This is a genomic window from Streptococcus mitis subsp. hohhotensis, assembly GCF_000722775.1.
Classification (GTDB): Bacteria; Bacillota; Bacilli; order Lactobacillales; family Streptococcaceae; genus Streptococcus; species Streptococcus carlssonii.
This window is the reverse complement of the sequence record NZ_JPFZ01000009.1, coordinates 282,050-297,427: the sequence shown is the minus strand read 5'-3', so window position 1 is coordinate 297,427 and position 15,378 is coordinate 282,050. Positions and strand designations below refer to the sequence as shown.

At 39.6% G+C, this 15,378-nt stretch carries 12 protein-coding genes; 3 read left to right on the top strand and 9 right to left on the bottom strand.

Annotation, left to right across the window (positions count from 1 at the left end; translation table 11 throughout):
• Window positions 1-19 precede the first annotated feature (19 nt).
• The gene (locus SK608_RS04115) at window positions 20-472 is read left to right on the top strand and encodes an NUDIX hydrolase (protein WP_033676801.1); all 453 of its coding nucleotides are present in this window, start codon (window positions 20-22) and stop codon (window positions 470-472) included.
• A 58-nt stretch (window positions 473-530) separates the two neighbouring features.
• A complete protein-coding gene (locus SK608_RS04110; RefSeq protein ID WP_000767197.1) occupies window positions 531-830 on the top strand; it encodes a DUF1827 family protein in 300 nt (99 codons plus the stop codon).
• 173 nt (window positions 831-1,003) lie between these two features.
• Here SK608_RS04110 and ezrA read toward each other — a convergent pair whose 3' ends face one another.
• The 9 genes from ezrA to SK608_RS04065 all read right to left on the bottom strand — a co-directional run bounded on the left by ezrA (window position 1,004) and on the right by SK608_RS04065 (window position 13,745).
• Window positions 1,004-2,731 (bottom strand): septation ring formation regulator EzrA, encoded by a 1,728-nt coding sequence (gene ezrA / locus SK608_RS04105; RefSeq protein ID WP_033676799.1) that lies wholly within the window; start codon window positions 2,729-2,731, stop codon window positions 1,004-1,006.
• Window positions 2,732-2,812: 81 nt separating this feature from the next.
• Window positions 2,813-4,759, bottom strand: a complete 1,947-nt coding sequence (gene gyrB, locus SK608_RS04100; protein WP_023942865.1) for a DNA topoisomerase (ATP-hydrolyzing) subunit B — start codon at window positions 4,757-4,759, stop codon at window positions 2,813-2,815.
• A gap of 14 nt (window positions 4,760-4,773) precedes the next feature.
• Entirely contained in the window at window positions 4,774-5,337 is a 564-nt protein-coding gene (locus SK608_RS04095; protein ID WP_031227692.1) for an HAD family hydrolase, read from the bottom strand.
• Between the two features lie 85 nt (window positions 5,338-5,422).
• Window positions 5,423-5,977 (bottom strand): DJ-1 family glyoxalase III, encoded by a 555-nt coding sequence (locus SK608_RS04090; RefSeq protein WP_033676796.1) that lies wholly within the window; start codon window positions 5,975-5,977, stop codon window positions 5,423-5,425.
• A 10-nt stretch (window positions 5,978-5,987) separates the two neighbouring features.
• Window positions 5,988-7,211, bottom strand: a complete 1,224-nt coding sequence (locus tag SK608_RS04085) for an FtsW/RodA/SpoVE family cell cycle protein (protein WP_033676794.1) — start codon at window positions 7,209-7,211, stop codon at window positions 5,988-5,990.
• Between the two features lie 36 nt (window positions 7,212-7,247).
• Entirely contained in the window at window positions 7,248-9,698 is a 2,451-nt protein-coding gene (locus SK608_RS04080; protein WP_033676792.1) for a bifunctional DnaQ family exonuclease/ATP-dependent helicase, read from the bottom strand.
• Between the two features lie 198 nt (window positions 9,699-9,896).
• Window positions 9,897-10,826, bottom strand: coding sequence for a peptidase U32 family protein (locus SK608_RS04075; RefSeq protein ID WP_033676790.1), 930 nt, complete (start codon window positions 10,824-10,826; stop codon window positions 9,897-9,899).
• Between the two features lie 551 nt (window positions 10,827-11,377).
• Window positions 11,378-13,015, bottom strand: a complete 1,638-nt coding sequence (locus SK608_RS04070; protein ID WP_033676788.1) for a hypothetical protein — start codon at window positions 13,013-13,015, stop codon at window positions 11,378-11,380.
• Complete coding sequence (locus SK608_RS04065; RefSeq protein ID WP_033676786.1) at window positions 12,996-13,745, bottom strand: ABC transporter ATP-binding protein; 750 nt, start codon at window positions 13,743-13,745, stop codon at window positions 12,996-12,998. Before SK608_RS04065 ends, SK608_RS04070 begins: the two co-directional genes overlap by 20 nt.
• Window positions 13,746-13,923: 178 nt before the next feature.
• Between SK608_RS04065 and SK608_RS04060 the strand changes: the two genes are divergently transcribed.
• Window positions 13,924-15,378: an alpha-amylase gene (locus SK608_RS04060; RefSeq protein WP_001181040.1), complete on the top strand. Its 1,455-nt coding sequence runs from the start codon at window positions 13,924-13,926 to the stop codon at window positions 15,376-15,378.

Below are 15,378 nucleotides of genomic sequence, written 5' to 3'. Positions count from 1 at the left end.
AGATAATGAGGAAAATTCAATGGCAAACCCAACTTTTGGAGAAAAAAAAGCGAATACAGACTATGTTGCACGCTATGGAGTGTATGCAGTTATCCCTGACGCTGAACAAAAACAAATTGTTCTTGTTCAAGCACCTAATGGTGCTTGGTTCTTACCAGGTGGCGAAATTGAATCAGGTGAAAATCATCAGGAAGCCCTAAAGCGTGAATTGATTGAAGAGCTTGGTTTCACAGCTGAAATTGGTACCTATTACGGACAAGCTGACGAATATTTCTACTCTCGTCACCGTGATACCTACTACTACAATCCTGCCTACCTCTATGAAGCGACATCTTTCAAGGAAGTTCAAAAACCACTAGAAGACTTTAATCATATTGCCTGGTTCCCTATTGACGAGGCTATTGAAAATCTCAAACGTGGTAGTCACAAATGGGCCATTCAATCTTGGAAAAAACAGCATAAGATTGACTAAATCAAGCTACTTTATTCAAAAAGTGCTATAATAGTATTAGAAAATCGGAGGAAATGTTATGAAGCTTATCAATACGACAAACTCACACTCGCAACTTGTAAAAAGCCAGCTAGAGAGTACAGATGCAACTCTTGTTGAGGTCTATTCTGCTGGAAATACAGATGTTATTTTTACCCAAGCTCCGCTTCACTATGAAATCCTCATCTCAAATAAACACCGTGCTATTCGAGAAACTGAAATCGAAGCCATCCAAGAATTTTTCTTGAAACGTAAAATTGATAAGGACTCTATTGATGAGGCCAATATCAAAACCCTCTACTCAGAAAAATTAATTGGGATTTCAATTCCAATCAAATAAAATTTTGGAGAGATTAGAAAGCTATTGAACCTTATAGACCAAACATAGGTTCTGACTTGCTTTTTAAATCGTCTCCAATTTTTTATCTTGAGATCTTATCATACAAGATTTTATAGACAAATAATAAAAAAGATTTGATTCTGCTTCTCACACAATCAAATCTTTTTCTTTTATTAAAAACGAATCGTTTCACGTGTTTTCTCATATGAGGTAACAAAGCGGTTGGTTACACCAGGCTCTGCCACTTCCAATGCTTGAGAAATCTTGTCAAATGAAGCGTGATAATCAAATTCTTTTTCAAAAATATCTAAAGCTTCATTGAAGGCTTCTTGGATACGTTCATCAAATGAGCGATAGCGGTTAGAATATTGCAAGAGTTGCTCTGTCAAGGTTGCATACTGTACAATATTATAAGTTTCCGCCTCAAGCTCCTCCATATCCTTCGTTGCAATTTCAAGAATACGATTAACTGATTCTATATTGACTAAGTTTTGTTCTAATTCAGCCATGAGATCTTCCGTATTATTACTTGCTGTAAAGAATAACTTCAAGAAACTTTGTGGAATACCAGGTAGGTTCCGTTTTTCCATATATCTCTTGATTGTATGGAGACGATTAACATATACATTTGCTTTTTGACGTGCATTGATATCATCTTTCTCAATTCGTGCAAGACGCTCACTAACTGAAATCTGTTCATCTTCAATCTCTTTAAGATTTTCCTGTAAAGATTCAAGATTTTCTTCAAGAATTGAATATGCTTGAGTTGGTTCATCTTGATTTGAAGTTGCCTCAACAATAGCAGTCTCAAAGTTTTCTAATTCACCCTGTAAACGACGAACATGACTTGCATCTGACTCAGAAAGTAAATAGTTCTTACTCAAACGCTCAATATCTTCTATCAATAAAGCATTATTTTCCTTCATGTGTTGCAGATAAGTAGGAAGGGTTGCTACTAAACCTTCTACCACTTTCTGTGCCGCAATTTCTCTTGTAAAGATATCGTAAAGTGCATTAATCTCTTCTTGGATTTGAGTATTTTCATACTCTGCATTATCCAATTCTAGTTTCGCAATATTCTCATGATTTTTCTTGAGAGCTTCATAAAGCAGTTGGAAACGCGCTTCAATATCCGTTTCAGCAAAATGATAATTAGCATCTAAAAGCTTGCGGTAGCCATCTTCTAAATCTTCCAGTTGATCAGGTAGGTCTTTAGATAATGTTGCTACAATTGCTGGTATACGATCAACAATATGCGTTAAAGCCAAGATATGATTTTCAGCATTATCCAAAATCACAGCAGCTTCTACTGGGTCACCAGACGAGTTTAATGTTACAAACTGAGAAAACTCTGATTGGATATTTTCCAATTGCTTTTCGATTTCAGACAAACCTTGTCCATATTCTTCAGAATGATCAGCAACTCGGTGTTGCAACTCTTCAAACAAGTCCAAAGTATGAAGAACACGTCCACTATTTTTAGACTCTTGTTTCTCCAAATCTGCCAAAGCATTGCGAATTGCCGCAATATCTTCTTCAATCAAAGTAATTTGGCTCTCGATTTGATCAATTTGATGACTCGCTTTGAAAAAACGGAATGAGTTATTGTAGCCTTCTGCCTCGAAAAGATTATTTTCGATATCGGCAAAAGAATTAAGAGATAAATCAACCCATTTTTGATTCCATTCACGGAAAGTCACCTGACTTTGTCCAATCAAGTGCATATTTTTTACAGCTTCAACTTCATCATTAACTGGAAGATTGTACAGTTCTTCTTTTTTCTCTTCTAAAATTGCTAGTTTACTTTCATTGCGTTTCCTTACATAGATTGCGATAGCATAAGCAATGACCAATAAAACTGCAACTGCAATTATCAAATAAATTACTAGGCTAGCAGACATATTAAACTCCTTTTTTACTTGAAACAATCGTAATGATTATATCATATTTTTTAGACCAAGGGAACTACTTCTCCCGATTTTTTAGACATCAAGTGTACTATAGACAGCATTTTCTTCGATAAACTCACGACGAGGCTCTACTCTATCCCCCATCAACATATCAAAGATTTTATCTGCTTCTGCAGCATCATCCACAGAAACTCTGGCCATCAAGCGATGCTCGGGATCCATTGTTGTTTCCCATAACTGATGATCGTCCATTTCACCAAGACCTTTATACCTCTGAATAGTTGGTTTGGCACGACCTTCACTGTGGCGGGCTAAGGCTTCTTGGAGTTTAATTTCTTGGTCTGCTCCTGGCTGGATATATTCTTTAATTTCGCTTCCAACCTTGACACCATAGATTGGAGGTTGGGCGATATAAACATAACCAGCTTCTAGGATTGGTTTCATATAACGATAAATCAAGGTTAAAAGAAGGGTACGAATGTGGGCTCCATCGACATCGGCATCGGTCATCAAAACGAGTTTTTGGTAACGGGCTTTTGAAACATCAAATTCCGCACCAAATCCTGTTCCCATGGCTGTGAAAAGACTGCGAATTTCTTCGTTAGCTAGAATCTTATCCATACTTGCCTTTTCAACGTTCAAAATCTTACCTCGAATCGGAAGGATTGCCTGAAATTCACGGTTACGACCAGATTTTGCTGATCCACCAGCTGAGTCTCCTTCGACGATGAAGAGTTCTGTTTCCGCAGGATTGTTAGAAGAACAGTCTGCTAGTTTTCCTGGAAGGTTGGAAATTTCCAAACCAGATTTTTTACGAGTGACTTCACGCGCACGCTTGGCAGCAACACGAGCTTTGGCGGCCAAAATTCCTTTTTCCACAATTCTCTTGGCAATCTGTGGATTTTCCATGAGGAAATCAGAAAAGGCATCGCTGAAGAGACGATTGGTAATCTTGACCACTTCGCTATTTCCCAATTTTGTCTTGGTCTGTCCTTCAAACTGTGGATTTGGGTGTTTAACTGAGATAACTGCAGTTAATCCTTCGCGGACATCTTCCCCTGTTAGATTATCTTCATTGTCTTTCAGTAACTTATTCTTACGAGCATAATCGTTGATGACACGTGTCAAGGCTGTACGGAAACCTTGTTCATGCGTTCCACCTTCATGTGTATGAATATTATTGGCGAAACTCATGACATTTTCATGGTAACCCGTTGTGTACTGCATGGCTACTTCGACTGTGATATCATCCATTTCACCATCTGTGTAGATTGGTGTATCAAAGATTACATCCTTGTTCTCGTTGATATATTCAACGTAGCTAGCAATCCCACCTTCATAGTGGTAATGCTTAGTTTGTTCTAACCCCTCGCGCTTATCTGTAATTGAAATTTGAAGACCGCGATTTAGAAAGGCCAACTCTTGAATCCGTTTATTTAATTTATCGAAATCAAAGGTTGTTGTTTCAGTGAAGATTTCTGGGTCCGGTGTGAAGTGAACCGTTGTTCCAGTTCTATCTGTGTCCCCAACCACCTCAAGGTCTGCGACAACATGACCACGACGGTATTCTTGGTAGTGAATCTTACCGTTTTTGTGGACATGAACATCTAATTGAGTGGAAAGGGCATTAACTACTGATGACCCTACTCCGTGAAGACCACCTGAGACCTTATATCCGCCACCGCCAAACTTTCCTCCAGCATGAAGAACCGTAAAGACTGTCTCAACAGCAGGTCGGCCTGTTTTTTCCTGAATATCGACTGGGATCCCACGCCCATCATCGACAACAGTAATCGAATCATCTGGCTCAATAAAAACTTGAATATGGCTGGCAAATCCTGCCAAGGCCTCATCGATTGAGTTATCAACGATTTCCCAGACTAGATGGTGAAGACCTTCTTTTGAGGTTGACCCGATATACATCCCTGGACGCATACGAACAGCCTCTAAGCCCTCTAAAACTTGAATTTGACTGGCATCATAATCTTGTGCCTGCAGATTTTTGATTTCTTCTGTCATCTTTTTCCTTTTTCTTACATGTCTAATACTTGTCTTAAATTCACGATACTAGTAAACAAGTGGGTAGCTAGTCCTGCAGCTTGCCCAGCTTCGATATCAATCGGTCGATCACCAATGACAAGACCAGAGCTAATCTGATATTTTTCTCTTAAATAAATCATGGACTCAGGATCTGGTTTTCTCTTAAAGCCTGAGCTAGAAGTCACCACTTCTGTAAAATAAGCTGCTATAGAGGTTTTTTCTAAAATTTCCAAGACTTGATTATTTCGGTGAGAGACCAAAAAATGACGGCCACCTTGATTTGAGATATCTTTCAATAAATCAGAAACTCCATCAAATAAAATCGGATGTTCTAGCTCTCTGGCTTCATTTTCCTTATACTTTTCTAAAAAATTCTCTAAGTTGGGAGCGAATGTCTCAATCGCAAAATTAGTAGAAACCTTTAAAGCCTGATAGACACTATCATGGTCTTGTGTGATGCCATACAATGCCAATGTTTCAACAAATGCAGCTGTTGAAGTTTCGTAATTATCCAGTAAAGTTCCACCTAAATCCCAGATATAATCGTGATATTTCATACCCTTCATTATAGCATTTTTTTATGAAAAAAGCGATGATTTCCCTGAGTTTTCCACATAAAAAAACGAGAGGGTAACTCCCGTTTTATTGATTTTTACCAAAGACATCTCGATAGAGCATTCCTGTTCGTAAAGTCTCTGCATCTCCTCCTAGTTGATCCACCAACTCATAGGCAAAGGCAAGGGCTGTTGATGGACCTCGACTGGTTATCAAATGACCATCTACCACTACTGTTTCCTTGACATATTGACCATCAAGGATTTGCTCTTGAACACCATCATAGCAAGTAAACTTCTTGTTTTTCAATACTCCTGCTTGATTGAGGGCTATTGGCGCCGCACAAATAGCTGCCAGTTTCTTCCCTTCTCGTTCGAAGCTTTGCAACTCTTGAATCAAGGCCTGATTATCGCGCAAATGTGCAGAACCAGGCATCCCTCCAGGAAGGACAATCATGTCATAGTCTGATAAATCACCCTCAAAGACACGATCTGCTCTTACTTGGATTGCGTGCGAACCCGTCACTTGCTCTTCAAATCCTACCATATCACAAGTAATATTAGCACGACGCAAAACATCCACAACTGTCAAAGCTTCAATTTCTTCAAAGCCCTGAGCTAACATAACGGCTACTTTAACCATGATTTTCTCCTTATTTGATTTGTTTTAATACAACCTTTTTCCGCTTGAATCGGACTTTTCCACTCTTTTCTTCAGCTAGGTTTGTCTGGTAACTCATCGATAAAAGCAAGCCAACACCAATCAAGTTACTGATAATAGCCGATCCTCCTTGCGAAATAAAAGGCAAGGGAATCCCAGTCAAAGGAAGCAAGCCCGTCACAGCGCCGATATTTTCAAAAATGTGGAAGAGCAACATCATAATCAAACCTGTAGAAATATAGGTGTAGAACTGGTTATTTGATTTAAGAGTAATCTTCAACATACGGTAAATCAGCATGAGATAAAGGGCAATAACAAGGACAGAGCCAATAAAGCCAAAATCTTCTGCAATGACCGTGAAAATCATATCCGACTCTCGAACTGGAATAAGCAGATTAGAAGCATTAAAACCTTGACCAAATAATCCACCGCTCCCAATGGCGATTTGTCCTTGAGCCTGCTGGTAAGTGGTTGTTTGGGCAAAGTCAAATGGATTGAGCCAAGCCAAGATACGATTGATTTGGTAGGTCGGCATCCCCAATTGATGGAGAAAAGCACGACCGCCCTTACTGATAAAAATGGCTAAGAAACCAGCAACTCCTGTTACAGCAGTCACAAATACTGGAATAATAATTTTCCAAGAAACTCCTGATAGTAAGACGATTCCTGAGAAAATGGCTACAAAAACCAAAGCCGTCCCCAAGTCACTTTGAAGTGCCAAAAGAACTAGGACTGGAATGGTAAAGACAATCATCCAAAAAATTAACAAAAAGTCCAGCGGAACCGTGCGTCTCCATTCCTTATGCTTTTTGGTAAACTGGACAATGACACGGGCCAACATGAGGATATAGGATATCTTCATAAATTCTGACGGTTGGAATAGGGTAATTCCATTTATTGATACCCAGTTTTTGGCACCCGTTGATGCAACTAGGCTTGGATTATAAAAGACAATCGGCAAGACCATGAGTCCCAAACCTAACATATATAGAAAAGGGGTCACTTTCCAAAGAAATTCTGTATTAAAGAGCATGACCACAAAACCAATCACAAGCCCCAAGGCAATCCAGGCGACCTGCTGCCCTAAAATGGGCAGAATATTGTTTGGATAATCATGACTAACAGCTATATAGATAGCCACCACGCCAATAACCAGTAGAAAAAATACTGGCAATAGCAAACTATAATCGACTCTAGAGTCGAGAGAACGTTTCATATATACTAACCTTATACTTTCATACAATACTATTTATCAAAGTTCATTTAAAAATTTATCAATAGCCTCATCAACTTCGGATCGAGAGACGGTTTTAACAGTCGCTTCTTTTGCTAGAGAAGTCACTATTTGCTTGCCATATCGTTTTCCGACAATTCTCCTATCCAGAATGAGGGTTAAGGAACGTTGGTGTTCACGTCTCATACTTCTTCCCAAAGCCTGTTTTAAACGAATAATAGCCATGGGCAATTGATAATCATAAAAGGCATTTTTCCCTTCTTGAATTAGTTCCTGATTGATCTTTTTCGTCAAGGGTTCTTGGGGATTTTGGAAAGGAAGTCTCGGTACAACTTGAATCACAAAAGGATGACTCGAAAAGTCAACTCCCTCCCAGAAACTTGCTGCACCAAGCAAGATTTGTTGTTCTCCTTTTTCAAAGCGTTTCTTCAGTTGATGAACATCACCATTTTTATACTGGGCTAAATGACTTACAGGGAGTAAATCCGATACTGCTAGAAGCATGTCTTTGGCAGTAAAGAGAGCCAAAATCGGTTGTTGGAAAGCTTGAACATCCATCAGCAAATCAGCTACCTCTTGGGCATAGACTTCTAAGGAGGTTTCTGTCACCAGGGGAAAATCTTTGACCAAGACCACTTCTTGATCCTGTGTTTTACAAGCTTCAATCTTAACAAATTTAGCTTCGGGATAGCCTAACAGGTCTGCCAAAGAAACTCTTTGACTAATCTCAAGAGTGGCCGACACTCCCAAGACTTGACATGAATCAGGCACTAAGGAAGATAGAAGAATACGGCCTGATTTCGTAGAAGAAATCTGAATTTTCTTTTGACTCGTTTCAGTTGCTTCAAGCCAGTAATCTCGGTCAGCTGTAAAATAGCGAACTAACTCCTCAAAGCCTTCTACTTCTAATTCTGAAAAATACTGGTGGAGATTGGCAAGAGAATCTAAGATATTTTTCTTAGATTTTCCAGACTGAAATTGTTCGATCAAGTAAAGGCACTCAAAGCGAATGCTTTCTAGTATTCGTTGTTGGACCTTATTTTGCTCCTCCAGTAAAGCCTTATCAAGTAAATCGATAATAGACTGGATATCGTAGGTCTCTTGAAGCAGATTTTCTAGAGCTAACAAGATCTTTTGAACTTCATCAATAATCAATAAACGGTCACTGACAAATTCAGGATTATCTTCAAGTCTGGTTACAAGATAGGCATGATTGGTCACTAAAAGCTTGCAGGTTTGTGCCCTTTCTTGACTATGTTTCCAAAAATCTTCCGTCACAAATAAGCTCTTGGATGATAAATTCCCGTCATGACGAAGATCTGTCAGAAAATGTTGGTAACGGTAGAGTTGCCCAATTTCATCCAAATCTCCTGTCTCTGTCTCAGTCAACCAGACCAAGAGTTGCATTTTAAAACGTCTAAATAAGCGATTTTCATCATTTTCCTGCAAGGAACGATAAAAGGCATCCAGCTTCAGATAATTGTGTGGTCCCTTTAAACTATAAATATCTATATGGAACACTTCCTTGAGACGTTTACCTTCTTCTTCCATGATTTGATTTTGAAGAATCTTTGTCGGAACACTAAGGACAATTTGACGCTCTTTCATTTGAGATAAAGCGGGTAAGAGATAGCCATAAGTTTTCCCAATCCCAGTCGGCGCTTGAATTAGTGAGACAGGCTCATCTTTCAATAGCAAGCCAACCTCTTTAGCAAAATTTTCTTGCTCCTCCCTCACTTCAAGGTTCAATAGAGAAATGTTTTTAGAAAAATCTTGAGATAGTTTTCGTGACTCCAGGGGAGCTGTAGTTTTCTTGAAATATAGTCCTTGAACTTGGACCAAGTCTGGAGAACTCAGGATGGATTGACTTCGATAAATTTCTTCAATAACCAGGTAGGACTCATATAGGAGGGCGTCAGCCATTTCCAACAGGCGTTCCAAAAGACCTTTCGGAAGCTGAGCCATCTTTTCTCGTAGAAAAAGGAGTAATTCCGCAGTAGCTTGGGCATCTGAAAGGGCTGTGTGGGCGTGTTTTAGAGGAATTCCTAATTCCTGACACAAAATCGGTAAACTATATTTTTCCAGTTCAGGGAAAAAGACTTGTGCCAATTCAACCGTATCAACACGAGGATTTCTTAGCTCATAACCTTCAAAAAATAAATTTTCCGCCAAAAGATTAGCATCAAACTGAACATTATGGGCTACAAAAATCCCATCCTCCACCAAGTCAAAGATTTTTCTGGCAACCTGCGAAAAATCAGGTGCTTGCGCCAGACGTTGGTCTGTCAATCCTGTCAATTCTTTAATATGAGCATCCAAGGGTTCGTGTGGATTGACATCCGTCGTATAGTGATCGACGATTTTTCCATCCTCAATCACAACAATTCCCACTTGGATAATTTTAGCCTTACTACCTGTGCTAGTTGCCTCTAAATCCACCACAACATAGCGATTACCAATCGTTTTCATTATAAAAAATTATACCAAAAAAAGGGCCATTTGGCACCTGCAAACATATGATAATTTTCAAACTCAAGAAGGTCACTTTTCTTAAAAATCCTAGTAAATAGAGCATCCTAGCCTACTTATTTTTTGAAAATATTGGAGAATAAGAAAAATTGAGAGAAGAAATGTTTGCATCTTCCCTCTCTCAACTATCCATTTACTTTATTTAACCATGTCAGGATCGTAATCATAGAATCCTGTATCAAGGAAACGGTTTTTAGGGTGTAACTTGCGTACTTCTTCATCTAGCAAGAAGGCTTGGTCATGGCTAAAGTTACCCTCTTGAATCAAGCTGCGCGCTTGGATAAAGAGTTTTGCAATCTCAACAAAGTTCTGACCTGGAGTGTAGAGCCCTTCTAGTTTCCAGTGAGTGAAACCATGCTCCACCAATTCTGTCAATTTGGTCATCAAATCAAGGTCGTTATTGGCAAAGATGTGAGTACCATGATTGTCTTCAAAAATGGAATAGTGACTCTCTGGGTCACTTGGCTCAGCCAAGAAGAGGTCACGCTTGCGCGTCTTTTCATCATCGATGTGCGTAAAGTTATAGTAGTTTTGCAAGAGTGGACGTTTAGAATGATGGATGACACTAGCACCGTAAACCAAAACTTCAGCAGGAATTTCCAAAATCTCTGGCATTTTGAAGAGTTCAGCTGATGGAATTTCACGCGCCAAAACAGCCTCAGATGCGCCAGCCTTTTGTCCCCAGAAGTTGATCTGACGACTGCTTGTCACCATGGTTGATGCATCGTAGATGGTTTTAAAGGAATAACCATCGCGATTGACCACATAAAAGACACCTGCATCCCCAATTGTAATGTAATCTGTCTTGATTTCTTCCAAGAAGTCCAGGAAAGGCTTGATATGGTCCATCATATCTTGGTGCATGAGGGCATTGACTGCAACAATCAATTCCTTACCAGCATCATGAACCAGCTTAGCGATTTCACGCAATTGGTCATGACTAAAGGTTGTTGGCAGACGAAGGCCAAAATCTTTCTCACCGACATAGATACGGTCTACGCCAGCTTCGAGTAGTTGTTCAACTTGTTCAATACTTTCAGCAGTTGCTGTAATGATAATCTTTTCCATAAGAAAAATTATACCACATTTCTCCAAAATCAGCCAAGACTTATCAGAGTTTTACAAATAGGAATTATTTCAGGCTAACTTCTCAAAGTGGGATTTAGTCTAATACTCTTCAAACCACGTCAGCTTTATCTGCAACCTCAAAGCGGTGCTTTGAGCAACCTGAGGATAGCTTCCTAGTTTGCTCTTTGTTTTGCATTGAGTATAAAACAGATTTTTATAAGAATAACTAGATAAAGGTAGACCCGGAAGTATAAGAGAGTTCGCCAGTAACAATTTACTTTGTACACTATCCATAAATAGCAAACATCTCAAGCTCCATTAATCTTCAAAACATCATAGATAAAATCTAGTACCAAATTTAAGCAATTGATGCTATAGGATTTATACATTGTTAAAAATTTCTAGTCGTTTTGTTCTTATGATAAGAAAAATGGCATAGAAAAACGAGTATATCCAACTACGGAAATGCTCGTTTTTTTGCTAGTTAGAAGTGGTTTTTTGCTCAGCTTCATTTCTTTTTATAAAATGTATCAAGCAAGCGACCAACTATCTCATCTTTTTTCTATTTCTGTCAATATGCGTGACAGGTAGTAATGATAGCCAAAAATAGCAAGACCAAGCAGAAGGATAAGAGCACCTACTCCCAAGCTGATGGCAAGGATAGAAGAGAGAGACCGAACCAAGAATAAGCTCCCTATTACAAGGGCCATTAAGATTGCACTATAAATAAAAATCAAAACAATTGCTACTATACGATTTGAACGGTTCACCAGGTCCGTAATGTTACTCCAATTGGTTGACAAATTTTTCACGTCCTTAAGGTAATGGTGGCAAGAAAGGATGACACTGGCAAGGATCCATGCCACAAGGAGATAAATCATCGAAAGGATGGGTAAGCCTAGATATAGAGAAAGACCAAGTAAAGTCAGAACTGGTAAAAAGGACTGGACAGCAAATATAATCCAAAATTTCACTTTCACATAACGAGCAAAGTCAAAGGGTAAACTCTTAAGAAAATCAACATTTTCCCTCTCCAAGGACAAGGCAATTGAATGCAGGCTGGTGATATTGTTATTGACAACTGCTATAAAGAGAGCTATAAAAAACAAGGGTAACCAGTATGGAGGATGAATGTCTGGAACTATCTGAGAATCTCGGATTTTGGAAATCAGACCAATCATCATGAGATAAGGAAGAAAAGCACTTGTAAAAAGCACTGTAATCACGCCAGTTCCCTGTCCCAAGAGGGTGAGGTGGTAGCGTAAAACCATACGGAAAAAGCCCTTTTTATTAGTAGTTGAAATTCTCTCCTTATTGCGACGTTCTTTCTTGACCTTCTCCTCACTGTTAAGCAGAATCACGTCATAAAAATGAGGAAGAACCTTCTTTTTGGTCAGGTAAAGCAAGAAAACAGTTAAAGCTATCCAAGCTAACAGACCCAGTATGGCTTCTGTCGAAAAAGGCTCCACTGCTATTTTGTAAAAGATATGAAGAGGATAAAGGAGAAATGGAATGTCTCTAACTTTGTCAACAATACTTCCAAAAGTCGACTGTAGAAAGAGGACAAATATTAAAGGTATGAGAACCCCTATCCCAATCATCACATTCGAAAAAATAGACTGATACTTTCTGAAGACCCTAGTCTGAGCCAAGAAATGTACTGCCACTACCATCACTAAAGTAACAGAGACAAATAATAAGGCCAAGGACAGCAACATCAAAGGCAAGCCCAGCCAAAGAGAAGGAGCTAGCCTAATATAGAGGACTAGAAAATAAGCTAGGATTGGTACAATTCCAGCTAGAGCTGGCAAGAGAACAGACAGTCCTTTAGCAATTATAATCTCTGATTCTTTAAAGGCATAGGGCCTATACGATGCCAAGTCCTTACTCTCATAAAAGACATTGTAAAATGCAGTGAAAGAAGTTGAAAAGGCAAGCACCAGTAAAATAGCAACCATGCTACTAAAAAAACTTGGCATTTCATCAAAAGGAAAACGAAAGGCTATATTTATAAACATTAATAGCATCAAGAGACTAGAAAAAATGTAAGAACTTAGGACTCTAGCGGAAACATTTACTTTTTTCCCAGGATTCTTAGCCTGCTTCTTTCGTAGGTTAGCCAGATTCGCTTCTTGAGATGAATAGAGGATATTGATATCAACTAATTTTTTAATGACCTTGAGACGCATCTGAAACCTCCTCTTTTCTACCAGCAAGGCTAAGGTAGATACTTTCCAAAGACTGGTCTGGGTGGTCTTTTCTCAAGTCCTCTACCTTACCACAATAGATCAAATGCCCCTTTTTCAAAATAGCAATCCGATCACAGACTTGCTCAGCTACCTCTAGGACATGGGTTGAAAACAAAACTGTCTTGCCTTTTTGTGCATGTTCCTTCATCATTTGCTTCAAATCAAAGGCAGCCTGGGGATCCAAACCAGTCAAGGGTTCGTCCAAAACCCAAATATCGGGATCGGACAAGAGTGCCCCGATGACAAAGACTTTCTGACGCATTCCGTGAGAAAGGGTTTCAATAACCTGATAGCGATTTTCAGCAAAATCAAAAACGTTCAATAGCCTAGCTAGACTAGCCTCCAAGTCAGAGCTAGTCAGATCATAGGATGAAGCAATCAATTCCCAAAATTCATTGGCCGTTAAACGTAAAAATAAGTCAGGCGAGTCTGCAACGTAGCCAATCTTTCGTTTGATCGCCAAGCGATTTTCCGATAAATCCTGACCGTCTACCAAAATACGACCACTGCTAGGCGAAATGATACTGACTAAGGATTTTATGGTGGTCGATTTTCCAGCCCCATTATGGCCAATCAAGCCCATAATCTCCCCATTTTCAATCTGCAGATTGAGATTGCTCAAAGCCTCTTTATCACCATACAACTTACTAACATTTTGAAATTCAATCATGGGATGACTCCTATCTTTATCTATATTACATACTATTATACTAGCACTTTGATACAAAAAAATCAATACTTTATTTTAAGTAGTTAAAATAGTTTCCTTCTATTTTATGCAAACGTTGGCGCTAACCAATACTTTATGATAGAATAAAGAACAAGATTGACAAGTAAGAGGAAACATCATGCAAAATCAAACACTCATGCAATACTTTGAATGGTATCTGCCCCACGATGGTCAGCACTGGACGCGTCTGGCTGAAGATGCTCCACACCTAGCTGATCTCGGTATCAGCCACGTCTGGATGCCACCAGCTTTCAAGGCTACCAATGAAAAAGATGTAGGTTATGGGGTCTATGACCTATTTGACCTTGGTGAGTTTAACCAAAAAGGTACTGTCCGCACCAAGTATGGTTTTAAAGAAGACTATCTTCAAGCTATTCAAACCCTAAAAGCACAGGGAATCCAGCCTATGGCCGATGTGGTACTCAATCACAAGGCTGCGGCCGATCACATGGAAGCTTTTCAGGTTATTGAAGTGGATCCTGTAGACCGTACAGTTGAACTTGGAGAACCCTTCACCATCAATGGCTGGACTAGTTTTACCTTCGATGGTCGCCAAGATACCTACAATGACTTCCACTGGCACTGGTACCACTTCACCGGTACAGACTACGATGCCAAACGCCGTAAGTCTGGGATTTATCTGATCCAAGGGGACAATAAGGGCTGGGCCAACGAGGAATTGGTCGATAACGAAAACGGTAACTACGACTACCTCATGTATGCCGACCTAGACTTTAAGCATCCTGAAGTCATCCAAAATATCTATGACTGGGCTGACTGGTTCATGGAGACGACTAGTATTGCTGGTTTCCGTTTGGATGCCGTTAAGCACATTGACTCTTTCTTCATGAGCAATTTTATCCGCGATATGAAGGAAAAATACGGTGAGGATTTCTATGTTTTTGGTGAATTTTGGAATCCAGACAAGGAAGCCAATCTGGACTATCTTGAAAAAACGGAAGAACGCTTTGACCTTGTCGATGTTCGTCTCCACCAGAATCTCTTTGATGCTAGCCGAGCAGGTTCCAACTATGACCTTCGTGGTATTTTTACAGATAGCTTGGTTGAACTCAAACCTTACAAGGCTGTAACCTTTGTCGACAACCACGATACCCAACGTGGTCAGGCTCTTGAGTCTACTGTTGAAGAATGGTTCAAACCAGCAGCCTATGCCCTCATTCTGTTACGCCAAAATGGCCTTCCATGTGTCTTTTACGGCGACTACTATGGAATTTCAGGGCAATATGCTCAACAAGATTTCAAAGAAGTCCTTGACCGCCTCCTAGCCATCCGAAAAAATTTGGCCTATGGAGAACAAAATGACTACTTTGATGACCCTAACTGTATCGGTTGGGTACGTTCAGGTGCTGAAAATCAATCCCCAATCGCAGTCCTTATCTCAAATGACCAAGAAAACAGCAAGTCAATGTTTGTCGGCCAAGAATGGGCTAACCAAACCTTTGTAGATTTACTTGAAAACCACCAAGGTCAAGTTATAATTGATGAGGAAGGTTATGGACAATTCCCAGTCTCAGCTGCTTCGGTAAGTGTCTGGGCAGCCAATACTATTTAA